Source organism: Arthrobacter sp. StoSoilB5 (genome assembly GCF_019977235.1).
Classification (GTDB): Bacteria; Actinomycetota; Actinomycetes; order Actinomycetales; family Micrococcaceae; genus Arthrobacter.
Map to the genome: position 1 here is coordinate 892,583 of NZ_AP024646.1, position 18,865 is coordinate 911,447.

12 protein-coding genes and 2 rRNA genes are annotated in these 18,865 nt (G+C 61.0%); 11 read left to right on the forward strand and 3 right to left on the reverse strand.

Going from position 1 to position 18,865, the window contains the following annotated elements; genetic code table 11:
• Window positions 1-480 precede the first annotated feature (480 nt).
• Together LDN75_RS04260 and rrf are read left to right on the forward strand one after the other, a co-directional pair.
• Window positions 481-3,626: ribosomal RNA gene (locus tag LDN75_RS04260) — 23S ribosomal RNA — on the forward strand.
• A gap of 160 nt (window positions 3,627-3,786) precedes the next feature.
• Window positions 3,787-3,903, forward strand: a 5S ribosomal RNA gene (gene rrf, locus LDN75_RS04265).
• Window positions 3,904-4,011: 108 nt separating this feature from the next.
• Here rrf and LDN75_RS04270 read toward each other — a convergent pair.
• Complete coding sequence (locus LDN75_RS04270) at window positions 4,012-5,028, reverse strand: patatin-like phospholipase family protein (RefSeq protein ID WP_223935931.1); 1,017 nt, start codon at window positions 5,026-5,028, stop codon at window positions 4,012-4,014.
• Window positions 5,029-5,269: 241 nt separating this feature from the next.
• Between LDN75_RS04270 and LDN75_RS04275 the strand changes: the two genes are divergently transcribed.
• Both LDN75_RS04275 and LDN75_RS04280 read left to right on the forward strand, forming a co-directional pair.
• The gene (locus LDN75_RS04275) at window positions 5,270-5,764 is read left to right on the forward strand and encodes an SRPBCC domain-containing protein (RefSeq protein WP_223935932.1); all 495 of its coding nucleotides are present in this window, start codon (window positions 5,270-5,272) and stop codon (window positions 5,762-5,764) included.
• Between the two features lie 73 nt (window positions 5,765-5,837).
• Window positions 5,838-6,281, forward strand: a complete 444-nt coding sequence (locus tag LDN75_RS04280; RefSeq protein ID WP_223935933.1) for an N-acetyltransferase — start codon at window positions 5,838-5,840, stop codon at window positions 6,279-6,281.
• A gap of 26 nt (window positions 6,282-6,307) precedes the next feature.
• Here the strand turns inward: LDN75_RS04280 and LDN75_RS04285 are convergent, their stop codons facing one another.
• Together LDN75_RS04285 and LDN75_RS04290 are read right to left on the reverse strand one after the other, a co-directional pair.
• Window positions 6,308-7,330 carry a LacI family DNA-binding transcriptional regulator gene (locus LDN75_RS04285; protein WP_223935934.1) on the reverse strand — a complete coding sequence of 341 codons (1,023 nt, stop codon included), beginning with the start codon at window positions 7,328-7,330 and terminating at the stop codon, window positions 6,308-6,310.
• Window positions 7,331-7,350: 20 nt separating this feature from the next.
• Window positions 7,351-9,093: a glycoside hydrolase family 13 protein gene (locus tag LDN75_RS04290; RefSeq protein ID WP_223935935.1), complete on the reverse strand. Its 1,743-nt coding sequence runs from the start codon at window positions 9,091-9,093 to the stop codon at window positions 7,351-7,353.
• Window positions 9,094-9,299: 206 nt separating this feature from the next.
• Here LDN75_RS04290 and LDN75_RS04295 point away from each other — a divergent pair, with 206 nt between their 5' ends.
• The 7 genes from LDN75_RS04295 (at window position 9,300) to LDN75_RS04325 (ending at window position 18,811) form a co-directional block, all read left to right on the forward strand.
• Window positions 9,300-10,598 carry a maltose ABC transporter substrate-binding protein gene (locus tag LDN75_RS04295; RefSeq protein WP_223935936.1) on the forward strand — a complete coding sequence of 433 codons (1,299 nt, stop codon included), beginning with the start codon at window positions 9,300-9,302 and terminating at the stop codon, window positions 10,596-10,598.
• A 98-nt stretch (window positions 10,599-10,696) separates the two neighbouring features.
• Window positions 10,697-12,355, forward strand: coding sequence for an ABC transporter permease subunit (locus tag LDN75_RS04300; RefSeq protein WP_223935937.1), 1,659 nt, complete (start codon window positions 10,697-10,699; stop codon window positions 12,353-12,355).
• Complete coding sequence (locus LDN75_RS04305; RefSeq protein ID WP_223935938.1) at window positions 12,355-13,293, forward strand: sugar ABC transporter permease; 939 nt, start codon at window positions 12,355-12,357, stop codon at window positions 13,291-13,293. The genes LDN75_RS04300 and LDN75_RS04305 overlap by 1 nt, the downstream gene beginning before the upstream one ends.
• A gap of 2 nt (window positions 13,294-13,295) precedes the next feature.
• Window positions 13,296-15,251 (forward strand): glycoside hydrolase family 13 protein, encoded by a 1,956-nt coding sequence (locus LDN75_RS04310; RefSeq protein WP_223935939.1) that lies wholly within the window; start codon window positions 13,296-13,298, stop codon window positions 15,249-15,251.
• A 92-nt stretch (window positions 15,252-15,343) separates the two neighbouring features.
• The gene (locus tag LDN75_RS04315; RefSeq protein WP_223937479.1) at window positions 15,344-16,804 is read left to right on the forward strand and encodes an FAD-binding protein; all 1,461 of its coding nucleotides are present in this window, start codon (window positions 15,344-15,346) and stop codon (window positions 16,802-16,804) included.
• A gap of 131 nt (window positions 16,805-16,935) precedes the next feature.
• Entirely contained in the window at window positions 16,936-18,261 is a 1,326-nt protein-coding gene (locus tag LDN75_RS04320; protein ID WP_223935940.1) for an MFS transporter, read from the forward strand.
• Window positions 18,262-18,322: 61 nt separating this feature from the next.
• Window positions 18,323-18,811 carry a pyridoxamine 5'-phosphate oxidase family protein gene (locus tag LDN75_RS04325; RefSeq protein ID WP_223935941.1) on the forward strand — a complete coding sequence of 163 codons (489 nt, stop codon included), beginning with the start codon at window positions 18,323-18,325 and terminating at the stop codon, window positions 18,809-18,811.
• The last annotated feature ends 54 nt before the right edge of the window (window positions 18,812-18,865 follow it).

Consider the following 18,865-nt stretch of genomic DNA (forward strand, 5'->3'; position numbering starts at 1 on the left):
CCCATTGCGCAGGCGTCTGTTCTGCGGTGGGTGCTCATGGGTGGAATATCAACGAATCAAAGTTTTTTGGCATGGCCTTTACCGGTTGTGTCCTGGTGCCAGTACGGCAACGCCTTTTCTGCTTTTGTGGTGGTGGGGTGTTGTCAGGAACGTGCCGGGGCGTGGATTGTGTGGGTTGTGTTTGGCGCACTGTTGGGTCCTGAGGCAACAGGACCTTTTTGCAGCAATGCAGGGGGGCACAGTTCTGGTGTTTCTTCTTGTTCCTGCTTCCGGTATTGCCGGTCACTGTTATCAGCCCCGTGTTGTGGGTTGTGGTGTCCGGGGGTCTGGTTGATGGGGTTGTTGTTTGAGAACTACATAGTGGACGCGAGCATCTAGGACACACACACGTGTGTGTGTGTTCTTACAGCAATTTCTTATGAATGAACCTTGGGCCCAAGTGGCGCATGGTTCTCTCGAGTAAGTTTATTGATCTTGTGTGGTCAAGTTTTTAAGGGCACACGGTGGATGCCTTGGCATTAGGAGCCGAAGAAGGACGTAGGAATCTGCGATAAGCCTGGGGGAGTTGATAACCGAGCGTTGATCCCAGGATGTCCGAATGGGGAAACCCCGCACAACGCTGCAAGGTGATTGTGTGACCCGCATCTGAACACATAGGGTGCGTGGGGGGAACGCGGGGAAGTGAAACATCTCAGTACCCGCAGGAAGAGAAAACAAGAGTGATTCCGTTAGTAGTGGCGAGCGAACGCGGATCAGGCTAAACCGTTTCCATGTGTGATAGCCGGCGGGCGTTGCATGGGCGGGGTTGTGGGACTTTCCGTACTGGTTCTGCCGGACTGGTGGGGTGTGTAGTGCAGGCATAGGTGAACGGTCTTGAAAGGCCGGCCAGAGAGGGTGTGAGCCCCGTAACCGTAATGTTGTGTACCGCCTGGAGAGGATCCCAAGTAGCACGGGGCCCGAGAAATCCCGTGCGAATCTGTCAGGACCACCTGATAAGCCTAAATACTTCCTAATGACCGATAGCGGACCAGTACCGTGAGGGAAAGGTGAAAAGTACCCCGGGAGGGGAGTGAAACAGTACCTGAAACCGTGTGCTTACAATCCGTCGGAGCCAGTCTGATTCTGGTGACGGCGTGCCTTTTGAAGAATGAGCCTGCGAGTTAGTGTTACGTCGCGAGGTTAACCCGTGTGGGGTAGCCGTAGCGAAAGCGAGTCTGAACAGGGCGAGTGTAGTGGCGTGATCTAGACCCGAAGCGGAGTGATCTACCCATGGCCAGGTTGAAGCGACGGTAAGACGTCGTGGAGGACCGAACCCACTTCAGTTGAAAATGGAGGGGATGAGCTGTGGGTAGGGGTGAAAGGCCAATCAAACTCCGTGATAGCTGGTTCTCCCCGAAATGCATTTAGGTGCAGCGTTGCGTGTTTCTTGCCGGAGGTAGAGCTACTGGATGGCCGATGGGCCCTACAAGGTTACTGACGTCAGCCAAACTCCGAATGCCGGTAAGTGAGAGCGCAGCAGTGAGACTGTGGGGGATAAGCTTCATAGTCGAGAGGGAAACAGCCCAGACCACCAACTAAGGCCCCTAAGCGTGTGCTAAGTGGGAAAGGATGTGGAGTTGCGAAGACAACCAGGAGGTTGGCTTAGAAGCAGCCATCCTTGAAAGAGTGCGTAATAGCTCACTGGTCAAGTGATTCCGCGCCGACAATGTAGCGGGGCTCAAGTACACCGCCGAAGTTGTGGATTTCACACATTGCCCTAGCCTTCGTGGTTCAGGGGTGTGGAGTGGTAGGGGAGCGTCGTGTGGGCAGTGAAGTCGCGGTGGAAACCAGCGGTGGAGCCTACACGAGTGAGAATGCAGGCATGAGTAGCGAAAGACGGGTGAGAAACCCGTCCGCCGAATGATCAAGGGTTCCAGGGTCAAGCTAATCTGCCCTGGGTAAGTCGGGACCTAAGGCGAGGCCGACAGGCGTAGTCGATGGACAACGGGTTGATATTCCCGTACCGGCGAAAAACCGCCCATGCCAAGCGGGGGATACTAACCGCCCGGAGCCTGCCCTATCACCCTTGTGGTGTGTGGGTTTTGGCCGAGCGCGGGACCTGATCCCGGGAGGTAAGCGTATTAACAGGTGTGACGCAGGAAGGTAGCCGGGCCGGGCGATGGTTGCCCCGGTCCAAGGATGTAGGGTCAGGGATAGGCAAATCCGTTCCTGTGTGTTTCGAGCACGATCCTGAGATCTGATGGGACTCCCGTAAGGGGGGATCCGGTGATCCTATGCTGCCAAGAAAAGCATCGACGCGAGGTTTTAGCCGCCCGTACCCCAAACCGACACAGGTGATCAGGTAGAGAATACCAAGGCGATCGAGAGAATTATGGTTAAGGAACTCGGCAAAATGCCCCCGTAACTTCGGGAGAAGGGGGGCCTGCCCCGTGATACAGACTTGCTCTGTGGAGCGGGTGTGGGCCGCAGAGACCAGGGGGAAGCGACTGTTTACTAAAAACACAGGTCCGTGCGAAGTCGCAAGACGATGTATACGGACTGACTCCTGCCCGGTGCTGGAAGGTTAAGAGGACCGGTTAGCCACCTTGTGTGGCGAAGCTGAGAATTTAAGCCCCAGTAAACGGCGGTGGTAACTATAACCATCCTAAGGTAGCGAAATTCCTTGTCGGGTAAGTTCCGACCTGCACGAATGGAGTAACGACTTCCCCGCTGTCTCAACCATAAACTCGGCGAAATTGCAGTACGAGTAAAGATGCTCGTTACGCGCAGCAGGACGGAAAGACCCCGAGACCTTTACTATAGTTTGGTATTGGTGTTCGGAGTGGCTTGTGTAGGATAGGTGGGAGACGTTGAAACCCGGACGCCAGTTCGGGTGGAGTCATCGTTGAAATACCACTCTGGTCACTTTGGACATCTAACTTCGGCCCGTGATCCGGGTCAGGGACAGTGCCTGATGGGTAGTTTAACTGGGGCGGTTGCCTCCTAAAAAGTAACGGAGGCGCCCAAAGGTTCCCTCAGCCTGGTTGGCAATCAGGTGTCGAGTGTAAGTGCACAAGGGAGCTTGACTGTGAGAGAGACATCTCAAGCAGGGACGAAAGTCGGGACTAGTGATCCGGCGGTACATTGTGGAATGGCCGTCGCTCAACGGATAAAAGGTACCTCGGGGATAACAGGCTGATCTTGCCCAAGAGTCCATATCGACGGCATGGTTTGGCACCTCGATGTCGGCTCGTCGCATCCTGGGGCTGGAGTAGGTCCCAAGGGTTGGGCTGTTCGCCCATTAAAGCGGTACGCGAGCTGGGTTTAGAACGTCGTGAGACAGTTCGGTCCCTATCCGCTGCGCGCGCAGGAAATTTGAGAAGGGCTGTCCTTAGTACGAGAGGACCGGGACGGACGAACCTCTGGTGTGTCAGTTGTACTGCCAAGTGCACCGCTGATTAGCTACGTTCGGATGGGATAACCGCTGAAAGCATCTAAGCGGGAAGCTCGCTTCAAGATGAGATTTCCATACACAATTTGTGTGAGAGGCCCCCAGCCAGACCACTGGGTTGATAGGCCGGATGTGGAAGCGAGGACCAAAGACTCGTGAAGCTGACCGGTACTAATAGGCCAACAACTTACACCACACACAAACACTGCACGCGTCCACTATGTGGTTCCCGAACAACAACACCGTTGCTCCCAGGAACAAACACAACTAAATAACAACACCACAATGTTGTAACCACAAAACTTCCCACCCCCACCGGACCACAACCGGCCAAGCGGGGGGACGGGTAACAAGGTTACGGCGGTCATAGCGTGGGGGAAACGCCCGGTCCCATTCCGAACCCGGAAGCTAAGACCCACAGCGCCGATGGTACTGCACCCGGGAGGGTGTGGGAGAGTAGGACACCGCCGGACACACATTAGGTCGAGACCCCCCAACCCACACCAGGTCGGGGGGTCTCCCACATTTAAACCAGGCAAGCCCCGACCCTCACGGCCGGGGCTTGCCCCATTTAACAAGTGTTAACCCACGTTCCAGAACCCGCTGAGTTCCTCCACGAGTGCCCTTCCTTGGTCGTAACCGACCTGGGCGGCCGACGGACGCAACGACAGGTCCATCGCGTTGGCGCCGAACATGTGCTCGGAGGCGCTGTCCGGGAAAACCGCCTGAACGTGGCTACCGCCGGCGCGTAACGCGTCCACCTGTGTTGCCAAGTGCATGCCCCATTCCAAGGGAGTCCGCGTTCTGCCGCCGAATGGCGACAGCACCAGTACCCGTGCGTACCCGGCTGCCAGGTCTGCATTCTCAGCGTTGGATCGGTAGCCGCCGTCAATGTATCGGTCGTCGCCGATGCCGTAGGCAAAGCCACTCGCGCAGCTGGCGGCCACAGCGTCCACCAGTTCCACTCCACTGTGCCGGTCGAAAACGACGGGCTCTCCCGTGCGGGCGTCCACCGCCGTGATGAGGACCGTTCGTTGCGGCCACTGCGGGCTTGGCAGCCGGGAGGCCACGGTGGCACGCCACTGCGCTTGCCTTGACTCGTCTGCAGATGCATCCAACTCCAACGCAGCAGCACCCATTCTGCGACGCATATCGGCGGCGTCGGTAGAGGCGGCAATGATCTTGCTTGTTCTCTCCAAATGGTTCACCACCTGCTTCAACGGATTGGCCTGCCTCAATGTCTCGGCGTGCCTGAGTGGATTGACTTGGGACTGTGGCTGTCGCTGTGGCTGAGGCGGCGCCTCAAGGATGGCGGCAAACATTTCTATAGGGCTCGCCCCAGCCAACTGTGCCGCGGCCGTGGACCCTGCTGACGTGCCCACGGTCAGATCGGCCGTGGTCACATTCATGCCAGCATCGAACATTCCGGCGATGACGCCGATCAGCCATGCATTGCCCGTGGATCCACCGCCACCAAGCACCAACGCCCGTCCGGTTGTACGCCCCGCAGGGTTGGTGGGTTTCTCCTGAGGCTGGTCCTGAGCGGACCCCGTGAGATGGGAAGTGACGTGCAGGGTTGAAAAAGGTGTTGTATTCATGGGAGTCGCCTTTCGCGAATTGCCACTGGGGCGCTCCCGCTGGCGACTAAGTGAGTCGCGAGATCGTGTACTGCGGGGAAGCACCCATTGCGGATACTGCGTTCATGGGTCTCACCTCCTGCTGATAGATCACGATCAACGGGACTCTAGCACCGCACGAAGAGGCTGCGCAACCAAACCCTTTGGGTGAACGTGGATGTGGCCAGGAAGGTGTGTTCCCGCACCGGTAGAGTTGGTGGTCATGGACAGTATTTTCAGCCATCCCGAGCCGGACTCTGAGCCCTCGTCGCCGGACAGCAACGAACTTGACCCGCTCGTTGTGACAGTTGTGGTGCCCACCAACGTTTCGCATGCCTTCATGGGCTTTACGGACCATCCCCATCTTTGGTGGCCCCTCGAAGACGAGAGCGTGTTTGGTGCGGGCTCGCACGTGGAGTTCGAGGAGAACCTGATTCTGGAGACGGCCGAGGACGGCCGCACATCGGTCTGGGGGACCATCGATGACTGGCAGCCGCCTTTGTCCTTCCACGCGAGCTGGTATCCGGCGAGCACGCCTCTCTGGTCCACCGAGCTGAGGGTTTCGTTCCGGGCGGTAGAGGGTGGTACGGAATTGCGGTTGGTTCACGACGGTTGGGAAGGCGCGGAGGATCCTGCTGCAAGCCGGGCATCGTATGCGGAAGGTTGGCCTCGTGTCCTGGAACGCTATGTACGGTTCATGGGCGGGACCGTTGCCTAGGGTCAGGCGACTTCGTGCTGAAGACTGGTGTCTGTTGAGGAAAGTCCGGCTGGAAATGCTGTCGGACACGCCCATGGCTTATGTCGAAAGCTTGGAGGCGGCGCATCGGCAAACGGATGCGCAATGGCAGGAACGTGCTGCGGCTATGGCCGGCGATTCCAGTGTGACCTTGGTGGCTGACGGTGGCGTGGACGGAAGCCGGTTCTGTGGGCTGATGAGGGTTGTCCTGAAGCATCCCCAAGACCCGCGGAAGCCACTTCAGGCCATGCTGATAAGTGTCTATGTTGCCCCCGAACATCGAGGTTTGGGGTTGGCGGATGAACTCCTCCACCAAGCCTGCGAGGCTGCCCGGATCGACTTGCGCGCAAAGGTCCTGGAGTTGGGCGTCCACGAGGACAATACCAGGGCGTTGGCTTTCTACCGGCGGCACGGTTTCAACACCACAGGCGACAGCCGACCATATCCCCAGGACACGTCGAAGCGGGAACTAGTCATGGAAAAGGCCCTGCAGCAGTAGCCGTTGGCTTAGGGAGCAGCCGTGGGCTACGCGGCGTCGTTCCTGGGCACGGCAGTGCTGGAACGAACCACCAGTTTGGTGGGGTGTTCAGTATCGGCAGGTTCAAGAACCAGGCCATTGTTGATGGCGCCCAGCAGGGTTCGCACGGCCAGTGCTCCTTGCCCTTTCGCGTCCTGATCGATCGTGGTGAGGCCCATGACCTTACCGAGGTCGTGTCCGTCGATGCCGATGACCGAGAGGTCCTCTGGAATCCGCAGGCCGAAGTCGCGCGCCGCAAGAATGGTCCCGATGGCCATCTCGTCTGACGCCGCAAACACGGCTGTTGGTCGCTCCGGTGCGCCCCCCAGCAATTGCCGGGCAGCAGCGTAAGCACCTTCGATGGTGAAGTCCGCGGAAACGATCCATTCAGGCCGAACCTGGCAACCGGCGTCGTTCATCGCCTTTTCGAAACCACCGCGGCGCGTGCCGGGCAGTTTGAAGTCCTGTTCATATGCTTCCTCGCCGGTCATGTGGGCGATCTTGGTGTGGCCCAGGCCGATTAGGTGGTTTGTGGCTTGCAGTGCGATTGCGGAATCGTCGATCCGGATGGTCGAGGCTCCCGGTAGGGGGCCGCCGATGCCAACGATCGGACGATGGACTGCAAGGAGCTGCTGCATCTCCTTTTCGCTGAGCTCCAAGGAGACCGCAATGACCGCGTCCACGCGCTTGCGCAGGAGGAAGTCGTTGAATACCCTGTGCCGGTGCTGTGGGTCCTCGCCGATGTTGTAGAGGGTGAGGTCGTATCCGGCACTCAGTAGCGCAGCGGAGGCGCCCTCGATCACCGCCGAATAGAACCATCGGTGGACCGAGGGCACCACCAGGCCAACGTTGTGGGTACGGCCGGAGGCCAGGCTTGAGGCGTGATAGGAGAGCACGAAGCCGAGCTCGGCCGCAGCTGCACGTGCCCGTTCGCGACTGGCCGGGGAGACGTTGCCTTTGCCACTGAGCGCGCGTGAAACCGTGGCAACAGAAAGTCCCGATCGCTCGGCTACGTCCTTGATGCCGGTCATGCTGCTCCTCGGTGGGAAAGTTAGCTCGATGTGAGCCAAATGCTCTCCCCCGAGCTTAGTAGATCCGCGCCAAGTGGATTGGTGCCAGCCGCCCCTGAACTGCGAAGGATGACCTCGCCCTCGGGAAGCGGCAAGGGCTCGCTACCCACGTTCATGATCACCAGGGTGTCGCCGTTGATGTAGGCGAGCGAGGAATCAGTGCAGTAGTCCTCCACCCACGCCAGGGAACCCTGGCCCAGCCGACGTTCGGAGCGTTGGGCAAGCATTTCCCGGTAAAGATTAAGGTGCGACGCCGGATCCTCCAGCTGCTTATCCCTCGCCAATGCCGCCCAGGACTCTGGTTGCGGCAGCCAAGGATCCTGGCCATCGCCGAAACCGGCATGCAATTCCGAAGACCGCCACGGCAACGGCACGCGGCAGCCGTCGCGGCCTATCCTTTCTCCGCCGGTCCTGGCGAACGTGGGGTCCTGGCGCATGCTCCCGGGAATGTTTGTGGAGTCAGGTAGCCCAAGCTCTTCCCCTTGGTAGAGGTAGGCGCCGCCAGGGAGGCCAATCATGAACATGGTGGCCGCGGCAGCCCGCCGTCGTCCGAGTTCTTCATTGGGCTGTTCGTCGTCGGGACCGATGCCGTCGCCATCGCGGGGACCGGATCCCTCGTAACCGAATCGGGTGGCGTGCCGGACGACGTCGTGGTTGGACAGCACCCACGTGCTGGGGGCGCCGACAGCGTCCAGCGAGACCAGGGAATCGGTGATGATGTGACGGAGGCGGTTCACGTCCAGGCCGGCGTGCAGATACGGGAAATTGAAGGCTTGGTGCATTTCGTCGGGCCGGACCCACTGTGCCAGCCGGGGAAGGGGATCGACATTGGCTTCCGCACAGAGGATCCGGTCGGGGCCATATTCCTCCAGGATGGAGCGCCAACGCCGGTAGATATCGTGCAGGGCAGGTTGGCCGAACATGGGAGCCTCGTGGCCGGGAAAACCGTCTGAGCTGTTGCCATCCGCGCGCCCGCCCCAGTTGGGCAGGCCGGCTGCCTTGACCAGTGCGTGGGCAACGTCAACCCGGAAACCGGAAATTCCGCGGTCCAGCCAGAAGCGGAGGACCCGCTCAAACTCGGCGTGCACGGCGTGGTTGTCCCAGTTGAAATCCGGCTGCGATGAATCAAAGAGGTGCAGGTACCACTGTCCGGGCCGGCCGTCCGGTTCCACGATGCGGGTCCACGCGGGGCCGCCGAAATGGGATTGCCAGTTGTTGGGAGGTTCGTTTCCGTCAGGTCCTTGGCCGTCCCGGAAGATAAACATGTCCCGCTCGCGGCTGTTGGCCGGAGCCGCGAGTGCGGCTTGGAAGGCGGCGTGTTGGTCCGAGCAGTGGTTGGGAACAAGATCTGCAATCACCCGCAGGCGAAGCCGGTTGGCTTCGTAGATCAGGGCGTCGAAGTCCGCGAGGCTGCCGAACAGCGGATCGACATCGCAATAGTCGCTGACGTCATAACCTGCGTCCCGCTGCGGTGAGCGGTAGAACGGCGAGAGCCAGACGGCATCAACGCCCAGTTCGGCGAGCTGGGCGAGTTCGTGGGTGATGCCCGCGAGGTCGCCGATTCCGTCGCCATTGAGGTCCCGGAAGGAGCGCGGATAAATCTGGTAAATGACTGCGGAGCGCCACCAGCCGTGCGCCGGGGAGGCATCGTGGACGGGCGTCAATGTAGCGAAAGCTGCAGAGGGCGCGGACGCCTCAACTGGGAGCAATGAATCAACAGACATGAACAAATCGTAGAAGACCTTGTGCAGAATTGGAAACGCTTTCAATCAAAATGACCCTCCAATGGCAGCTCTGCGGAGTGTCGGGGTTTACCAACTTCCGATTAGGGATGTACTCTGTGGAAGCGCTTGCAGTTGTGAGCCGCATCACCGACGCTGCCGCTGGGCCTAGTGCCCCGCCGTCGAAGCACATAAGGAAAGGGACACCAATGAAGGTGCACAACACCCTCGCGACGCAGACCACCCGCCGCGTCTTCGCTACCGGCGCGATCTCCGTGGTCGCGGCCTTGGCCCTGAGCGCCTGTGGCGGCAGTGCCTCCACAGCTCCCAGCTCGGAAGCCGCAAAGCCGGACCTCAAGGCAGCCGGCGCCGGGACCATCACCATGTGGGTGGACGCCGAACGGTCGCCGGCTCTGAAAGACATCACCGAAAAGTTCAAGTCGGACACCGGTATCGAAGTCAAGCTCGTAGTGAAGGACTTCGCTGCCGTCCGCGATGACTTCATCACACAGGTTCCTACTGGCCAAGGCCCCGACCTGATCGTTGGACCCCACGACTGGATTGGAAAGTTTGTCCAAAACGGTGTGATCGCACCTGTGGAACTTGGCGACAAAGCCGGCCAGTTCCAGGATTCATCGATCAAGGCCATGACCTACAACGGGGCTGTCTACGGTGTCCCGTACGCCATCGAAAACATTGCCCTCCTGCGCAACACCAGCATCGTGGACAGCAAGGCGAGCACCCTGGATGAGGTAGTGGCCAACGGCAAGAAGGCAGTTGCAGAGGGCAAAGCCACTTTCCCGTTCCTGGTGGGCATGGATCCCAAGCAGGGCGATCCGTACCACCTGTACCCGTTGCAGTCCTCCATGGGTTCGCAGGTTTTCGGTAAGAACGCCGACGGTGGCTACGATGCCAAGCAGCTTCTCATTGGTGACGCCGCCGGCGTCGAATTCGCCAAGAAGCTGGCCGTCTGGGGCGACGCCGGCGAGAAAATCATCAACTCCAACATTACGGGCGACATCGCCAAGGAGAAGTTCCTTGCCGGCGAATCCCCGTACTTCCTGACGGGCCCGTGGAACGTACCGGATGTTCAGAAGAAGGGCATCAAGTTCGCAGTTGACGAGTTGCCCACGGCCGGTGGCGAAGCTGCCCAGCCCTTCATCGGCGTCAATGGGTTCTTCATCAGCGCCAAGAGCGCCAATGCTCTGGCCACCAATGAGTTCGTCACCAATTACCTCACCTCCGAGTCCGCCCAGGATTCCATGTACACGGCAGGCGGCCGCCCGCCGGCACTCAAGGCATCCTTTGAGAAGGCAGCCAGCGACCCCGTCGTGGAGGCCTTCGGCAAGATCGGTGCCACCGGCGTGCCCATGCCGGCCATCCCCGAAATGAGCGCCGTCTGGGCTGACTGGGGCGCCACGGAACTGGCCATCATCAAGGGGCAGGGCGATCCCGCTGAAGCGTGGACCAAGATGGCAGCGAGCATCAAGTCCAAGATCGGCGGCTGACGCCCAGACCGGTGACTCCACAGGTCTGATCGGGGCCGGACGGTACTCACGCCGTCCGGCCCGTGCCAGTCGCAACCTGCTTATTCCAAGGATCCAAAATGCCAAAGCCAGATGTCCACGAACTGCAAGCCAGCACAACCAGTACGACGCCGGCGCAGCCGCCTCGCGCTGCTGCCCACCAGAACGCTTTCCACCGGAATCTACGGAACAGCCGCCGGGGCCCCGATTCCATCAAGGGCACCGTTCTCAAGATCGTCCTGCTGGGTCTGGTGGATGCCCTTGCCGTGTACGTGCTGATGATGCTGTTCCTGAGCCAATCATGGGCCGCGCTGGCTGTGTCCTCCCTGGTGGTCCTGGCCATTAACTGGATCTATTTGCGCAAGGGCGGCCTTCCGGCGAAGTATCTGGCTCCGGGTGTGCTGTTCCTGCTGGTGTTTCAGGTCCTGGTTGTGTTTTTCAGCGGCTACATCGCCTTCACCAATTACGGCGACGGGCACAACAGCACCAAGGAGGACGCAATCGCGGCCATCCAGCTGACGGCACAGAAGCGCGTCCCGGATTCACCCGCATACAAGGCAGCCGTGCTGACCAAGGGCGATACGTTCTACCTGTTGTTTACTGACCCGTCCGGCAAAGCCCAGATTGGCAGCACGGGGGAGCCACTCACCGAGGTCTCTGGTGCTGGAAAGGATTCCGCAGGCAAGGCCAACTCCTTGCCTGGCTACGAAACACTGAAGTTCCAGGAGATCGTGGCCAACCAGCAGGAAATCCTGAAGATTACCGTTCCCGTTTCAGAGGACCCCGCTGATGGGACCCTGCGCACCGCGGATGGCAGCACTGCCTACCAGTTCAAGCCAGCGCTGAGCTACGACGCCGCCACCGATACCTTCAATGACAGCGAGACCGGCAAGGCCTACCGCGACAATGGCAAGGGCGCCTTCGCGGACGCCAACGGAGAGACGTTGGCCACCGGCTGGAAGATCGACGTCGGCATGGATAACTTCGCCCGGGCCTTCACCGATCCGAGCCTCCGGGGTCCCCTGCTGGGCGTGATCCTTTGGACGTTCACCTTCTCCGTAGCGTCCGTTGCCCTGACTTTCGCCGTGGGGCTTTTCCTCGCCATCACCTTCAACCGCGAGGACCTCCGCGGCAAAAAGGTTTACCGCATCCTGATGATTTTGCCCTACGCCTTCCCGGCATTCCTGTCTGGATTGGTGTGGTCCGGCATCCTCAACCCCGAGTTCGGCTGGCTCAACCAGACCCTGCTGGGCGGGGCGAACATTGGCTGGCTCACGGACCCTGTCCTGGCCAAGATCAGCGTGCTGGTGGTCAATGTGTGGCTCGGATTCCCCTACATGTTCCTCGTTTGCACCGGGGCACTCCAATCCTTGCCAACAGAAATTGATGAGGCTGCCCGCATGGACGGAGCGTCCCCATGGCGAGTGTTCCGCTCCATCAAACTGCCGCTGCTGCTGGTCTCCGTGGCGCCACTGCTGATCTCCTCCTTTGCGTTCAACTTCAACAACTTCAATGTCATCTACATGTTGACCGGTGGCGGGCCGCGCTTTGCAGACACCGACCGCGATATCGGAGCCACAGACATCCTGATCACGCTGGTCTACAAGGTGGCGTTCGGCCAAGGCACAGGGCGCGACTACGGACTGGCCAGCGCGCTCGCCATCATCATCTTCATCATCGTGGCCACGATTTCGGCCATCAGCTTCAAGCAGACCAAAGCACTCGAGGACGTGAACTAATGAGCGAGGCACAGGTACGCACCCTCCCCACCACCGAAAAGGCGCACGACGGCGGTCCCGCACCGTTGGTGCCAGAGCGGCGTCCCTTCGGGGTTTGGTTCAAAGACAAAGGCTGGAGGCACGCCGTCGGCATAGTCACCACCATCTTCGCCGTGTTCCCGCTGCTCTATGTTTTGTCGGCAGCATTGGACTCCAACGGCACCTTGGTAGGCTCCAACGGTCTGTTCTCCAGGTTCGATACCGGCAACTTCACGGCGCTCTTCAGCGATCCGAGCCGTCCCTTCGGCCGCTGGTTCCTCAATACCTTGGTGGTGGGGCTGGTGACGTCCGCCGCCACAGTCTTCCTGGGGGCGATGGCCGCCTACGCGTTCTCCCGCATGCGCTTCAAGGGCCGACGGGTAGGACTGTTGACCCTTCTCCTGCTGCAGATGTTCCCGCAACTGCTGGCCGTCGTCGCGATCTTCCTCCTGCTCAGCGGAATCTCGCAGGTCATCCCGGCCCTGGGACTTGGCAGCCAGCTGGGGCTCATCATGGTGTACCTCGGCGGCGCGCTGGGCGTGAACACGTACCTTATGTACGGCTTCTTCAACACGGTCCCGCAGTCGCTGGACGAAGCGGCAAAGATCGATGGCGCCAGCCACGTCCAGATCTTCTTCGGCATCATCCTGCGGCTGGTCACTCCCATTCTGGCGGTTGTTGGGCTGCTGGCATTCATCGGTATCTCAAGTGAATTCGTGATCGCGAGCGTTGTCCTGACCGATCCCGATACTCAGACACTCGCCGTCGGGCTCTATTCCTACGTGGCACAGCAGCGTTCCGAGAATTGGGGCGTCTTCGCAGCCGGCGCTGTTATCGCCGCTATCCCGGTCATGGCGCTGTTCCTCTTCCTGCAGAAGTACATCGTCAGCGGCCTTACGGCTGGCTCAGTGAAAGGATGACCATGTCACTTGCCGTTCCACATCACGACGGATCCGCTCTTCATGTTTCGGGTCATGCTCCCGGACGGATTTCATTGGGCGATGTTGTTCGGCTCCGTCTGCGGGTTCCGCAGGAGTGGGGTCCCGCGTCCCGCGTTTGGGTCCGTTCGGTGCAGGACGGGGAGCCACGGTACGACGCCGCGATCAGGCTCGGCAGCATCGATGGCTGGGACTGGTGGGAAGCGGCGATGCTCGTGGCCAATCCTGTGGCCAAATACCGCTTCCTGCTCGAAATCGAAGCAAACAGCCGTGTCGGAACCAGGCCCGGTGCTCCCATCAGCAGCGCAAGTGGGCGGCACTACTGGAACCTCAACGCCCAAGGGCTTTTCAACAGGGACGTAGCCGATTCAGCGGACTTCCGCCTCACCACATTTGCCCCGGCACCGCAGTGGCTGCATCAGGCCACCATGTACCAGGTGTTTCCGGACCGCTTCGCCCGCTCTGCCCAAGCCGATGCGCACCCCCTCCCGGACTGGGCTGTGGGCAGCGCGTGGGACGAGCCAGTGGTGGCTACCGGACGGGAAACGCCCATCCAGTTCTACGGTGGCGACCTGCCGGGAATCACGGAGAAGCTGGACCATCTCCAGGAACTGGGCATCGATGTTCTCTACCTGACACCATTCTTTCCGGCCCGTTCCAACCACCGCTACGATGCCTCCACCTTCGACTCCGTGGACCCCCTCCTTGGCGGGAACCAAGCGCTGGTGGAGCTGGTGGACGCGGCGCATTCCCGGGGCATTCGTGTCATGGGTGACCTCACCGCCAATCACACTGGGGACGCGCACGACTGGTTCGTGAAGGCGCTCGCCGATCCCGGCTCAGAGGAAGCAGGCTACTACTACTTCAGCGAGGACCATTCGACGTACGAGTCGTGGTGGGGTGTGCCGTCGCTGCCGAAACTTAACTGGTCTTCGGACGCCCTTCGGCGGCGTTTCGTGACGGACAACGATTCGGTGGTTGCCCGCTGGCTCCAGCCGCCCTTCAACCTGGATGGGTGGAGGATAGACGTCGGCAATATGACCGGACGCCTTGGCTCCGTGGACCTGAATCACGAGGTTGCGCGGCTCATCGCGGAGCGGGTCCGCGAGATCAACCCGAATGCCGCCTTGTTGGCCGAGTCCACCTCCGACGCCGCGCCGGATTTCACGGGTGAGCACTGGCACGGTGCCATGACGTACTCCAACCTCACCCGGCCCCTGTGGTCCTGGCTTGCGGGGGATGTACCGCACGTAAACTTCTTCGGATCGCCCCAAGCGGGACCCAACAAGATCGAGGCCGAAGACTTCCTGGCCACGCATCAGGACCTCTCGGCGGGATTTAGCTGGGGTGTGCGAAATAACAACATGAATGCGCTCAATACGCATGACACCGCACGCGCAGCAACGGTAATGATCGACGGCGGCCAGAAAGTAGGCGCTGTGCTCACCTTCACCCTCCCCGGCATCCCTGTCTTGTTCGCGGGCGACGAGTTCGGCCTTGAAGGTTTCAATGGCGAGGACTCCAGGACGCCCATGCCATGGGGCTGGCAGGAGGGAAAATCCGGCCGCCACCCCGTCAAGGATCTGCGTCCCTTCTACTCTGGCCTGGGGCGGCTCAGGAGTGAGCTGCCCGCATTAAGCGAAGGCGGCGTGCGCTGGATCCACGCTGAAGGTGACGCTCTGGTCTTCGTGCGGGAGACGGCCGATTCCGCAGTGCTGGTCATTGCAGCCCGCGACTCAGCTCAGGTCCTCGTGGACAACGCAGTGCTTTCCACGGTGCAACTCGAATCGCTCTCCGAAGCGCCCGTGCACGCCTCTGGGAACATCTCGATGAGTCGGGGGATTAACGGCACTGTGCTGCTGCGCGCCGACGGAATTTCAACTGGCCTGTGGGTCCTGCCCGGAACCAATGTTCCCACTGTGGTGGGCGGGGCTGACTAGACTGGGGGCACTGAAAACGCTGCGAAGACTGCCGATTTGGCGTGTCCGCGGCGCTCATGTGTGAAGGGACCACCTTGTCGGACGAAACGGCTATGGCCGGAACAACAGAGGAAAGCATCAAGGGCCGCGCAGTCGGCCACCCGGAAGCCGGCCCGCAATCGGATACGGGCTACACCGAGCAGCAACGCGCGTTCCTGCAGGACCTGGCCGCCGGTCTTCGGCACGACCAGGTCGCGCAGGATGAAGCCACCCGCACGGTCTATTCCGCAGACCAGGGGCCATTGCTGGAACGGCACTTGCCACTCGCTGTCGTGTGGGCCGAATCCGTGGGGGACGTCCAAAACATCGTTCGGAGTTGCGCTGCCCACCAGGTGCCGATCGTCGCCCGTGGTGCCGGAACGGGTGTTTCGGGAGGCGCGCACGCCACCCAAGGCTGCATCGTACTCAGCCTGGAACGCATGAACCGCATCCTGGACCTCAACCCCGACGACGAGACCGCCGTCGTCGAACCCGGCGTCATCAACGCCGAACTGAACGCCGCAGCCGCCGAGCACGGCCTCATGTATGCGCCGGATCCGGCGAGCTACAAGATGTCCACCATCGGCGGCAACGTAGCCACGAACGCCGGGGGACTGCGCTGTGCAAAGTACGGGGTGACACGGGATTCTGTGCTGGCCTTGGACGTTGTCCTCGCCGACGGTTCACTGCTGCACACCGGGCACCAGACCTTCAAGGGAGTGGCTGGCTATGACCTGACGGCGCTCCTGGTGGGCTCCGAGGGGACACTCGGAATCGTGGTTGGCGTGACGGTCCGTCTGAAGTACCTTCCGCGCGAAGTGCAGACCATCGCAGCGTTCTACCCCGATTTCCGCAGTGCCGCTGCTGGAGTGCTGGCGGTCGGCAAAGCCCGTGTCCAACCCGCCATCATGGAGCTCCTGGACAACGGAACACTCGTACAGCTTGATGAGATGAACGGCTCGGACCTCCAAACGCGCGGCAAGTCTTTGCTGTTGATCCAGACGGACGGTTATGGAGCTGCGGCGGAGGCCGACGTAGTCCGCCGGGTGCTCGCCGAGGGCGGTGCCACGGTCACCATGGAAGCCAGCGAAGAGGCGGAGATGCTGGTGGAACTGCGGCGAAACAGCAGAGGCGTGGAAGTCGATGACGAATTTCGCGTAGGCGAGGACATTGCCGTTCCGCGCTCCCGTCTGGTGGACTTCGTCGCCGAACTTGAGTCCATGGCTGCCCGGTTCCAGGTCCTGCTCAAGGTAGTGGCCCACGCCGGGGACGGGAACCTCCACCCCACGTTTTGGATGGACCGCGTAGACCCTGCCACAGACGCCGACGCCTTGGTACGCCTCAACGCGGCCTTGGACGAATCGATCCGTGTTGGCCTGGAGATGGGTGGAACGATTACCGGCGAGCACGGAGTGGGCCAGTACAAGCTCCGATGGCTTGGCCTTGAGCAACCTGAGCCAGTGCGTGAACTGCAGCGGCGGATCAAGGAGTTGTTCGATCCGGCGGGGATCCTGAACCCCGGGAAGGCTATCTAGCTCATTTGGTATTCCAGCTTGCGTGGCATCTTTGGTGATGCTTGTTGAAACCCTAAAGCTGTAAGGATTTACTTTCCGTCATTCTCCTCATACTCTTACTTGGTATACCAAAAGATTATGAGGAGAATGACGTGCGCGAGAAACGGCTGGGCGGAGCGGGCCCAGGTCCCAGGCTGAAGGCGGGCTTGATACTGCTCGCACTGGTGATGGTGTCCATCAACCTCCGGCCCGCTATCACCACCATCGCCGGCGTCATGAATCAACTCCACGGTGCGTTCAGCCTGGACTCCGGACTCCTCCCGCTTCTGGGTACCTTGCCCGTACTCGCTTTCGGCATTTCCGGGCCGATCGGACCGTGGCTGGCGCGGCGGCTTGGAATCGGGCGTGCCGTGGCACTGGCCTTGTTGGTGCTGGCCGCAGCCCTCATCCTTAGGGTTGCGGTTCCTGCGCTCCTGCTCCCGGGCACTTTCCTGGCCGGAATGGCGATTATGACGGCCAGTGTCTTGGTTCCCCAGATCGTCAAAGCCAACCATGGCACCGGCTGGTGGACGGGGCTCTGCACCATGGGGTTCGGACTCGGAGCAGCGCTCGGAGCCGGTCTGGTGCAGCCGCTCGAGCAGGCCTTCGGAGGCAGCCTCGCCTGGGCGTTGGCGGTTTGGGCCGTTCCAGCGCTGTTGGGAGCATGCCTCATCCAAGGCTCCGGAGAAAGCCCGACGTCGGCAGCCACCACCGTGGGCAAAGGCACCCCGGCAGCGGGCGAGGCTGCAGCGCTGACGTGCGACGCGCCGTCGTCGGCTGTTCCCGTTGACGTAGTGCCCAGGAAGCCGCTGCGGAAGCAGCGCACAGCATGGGCCGTGACGGCGTTCTTTGGACTCCAGGCCATGCTCTACTTCGCCATCACGTCGTGGCTGGCCGTCTACCTCGTGTCCAAGGGGCTCTCATCTGCGGACGCTGCTGCGTTGCTGGCATGGTTCAGCCTTGCAGGACTACCCGCCAGCTTGCTGGCGCCGGTGCTTGCCAGCCGTCCGGCCGTCCTGCGGATCATGGCCCCAGGACTCGGATTATCGGTGGCGCTCGCACTCCTGGGGGTCCTCATGGCGCCCGCTGGCATACAGTTCCTCATGGTGGGGATGCTTGGGGTTGTCCAGAGCGCCGGGTTCGGATTGGCCATGGCGTTGGTGGTGCTCCGCTCCGCCGGGCCGCAGACGGCGGGCCGGCTCTCCGCCATGAGCCAAGGACTCGGTTTCGCGCTTGCCTCGCTGGGTCCGCTGGTCGCGGGGTTGCTGCACACGTGGACCGGTGGCTGGGAAGTAACGTTCTGGGCGCTCGCGGCTGAGGCTGTGGTGCTGGCTGCTGCAGGCTTCCTGGCGATCCGTGGCCCCGTGGTCGACGTTGAGCCGGTAAGCCGAAATTCATCCTCCAACGGACTGTTCACCCTCGTAGGCGGGGGTGAATAGTCCGTTGGACGGTGTTCGATGACACTGTCGGCGGGCTATTCCCCGGCGTATCCTCGGCGGTATGACGAACTCACCAGCTGAAACGAATCAGCCAAACACGCCGGCTACGGAAATCCTGGAGACAAACGAATGCTGGGAGCTCCTTCGCGGAGTCTCCGTGGGTCGGCTAGCGGTGTGGGTGGACAACCACCCGGACATCTTCCCCGTGAACTACAAAGTGGACCATGGAACGATGGTTTTCCGCACGGGCGAGGGAACCAAGCTTCATGCTGCCCTGGGTGACGCGCCTGTGGCCATCGAAGCCGACGGCGTCAACGCGGAAACGGGAGTTGCCTGGAGCGTAGTGGTCAAGGGGCAGGCATCCGCCGTGAAACTGACGCAGGACGTGCTGGATACCATCGGCCTGCTGCTGTTTCCATGGGAGGCAGGGCAAAAGGACCAGTTCATCCGAATTGTCCCGTCGAACGTTTCCGGCCGTCGGTTCAAGGTGACGCCGCCGGTGACGTGGTGGACCCCACTGGATGAGGCGCCCACCGCCAGGGGCGAGTAGCGCTTAACGCCGAAACCCGCTCTTGTCCGTCACTCAGTCCACTGTGTGGTCATG

Coding starts and splice junctions, on each gene's coding strand:
- LDN75_RS04295 (WP_223935936.1), top strand. CDS start 9,300: ATGAAGGTGCACAACACCCTCGCGACGCAGACCACCCGCCGCGTCTTC.
- LDN75_RS04270 (WP_223935931.1), bottom strand. CDS start 5,028: ATGAATACAACACCTTTTTCAACCCTGCACGTCACTTCCCATCTCACG.
- LDN75_RS04280 (WP_223935933.1), top strand. CDS start 5,838: ATGGCTTATGTCGAAAGCTTGGAGGCGGCGCATCGGCAAACGGATGCG.
- LDN75_RS04310 (WP_223935939.1), top strand. CDS start 13,296: ATGTCACTTGCCGTTCCACATCACGACGGATCCGCTCTTCATGTTTCG.
- LDN75_RS04315 (WP_223937479.1), top strand. CDS start 15,344: ATGGCCGGAACAACAGAGGAAAGCATCAAGGGCCGCGCAGTCGGCCAC.
- LDN75_RS04285 (WP_223935934.1), bottom strand. CDS start 7,330: ATGACCGGCATCAAGGACGTAGCCGAGCGATCGGGACTTTCTGTTGCC.
- LDN75_RS04305 (WP_223935938.1), top strand. CDS start 12,355: ATGAGCGAGGCACAGGTACGCACCCTCCCCACCACCGAAAAGGCGCAC.
- LDN75_RS04325 (WP_223935941.1), top strand. CDS start 18,323: ATGACGAACTCACCAGCTGAAACGAATCAGCCAAACACGCCGGCTACG.
- LDN75_RS04275 (WP_223935932.1), top strand. CDS start 5,270: ATGGACAGTATTTTCAGCCATCCCGAGCCGGACTCTGAGCCCTCGTCG.
- LDN75_RS04300 (WP_223935937.1), top strand. CDS start 10,697: ATGCCAAAGCCAGATGTCCACGAACTGCAAGCCAGCACAACCAGTACG.
- LDN75_RS04290 (WP_223935935.1), bottom strand. CDS start 9,093: ATGTCTGTTGATTCATTGCTCCCAGTTGAGGCGTCCGCGCCCTCTGCA.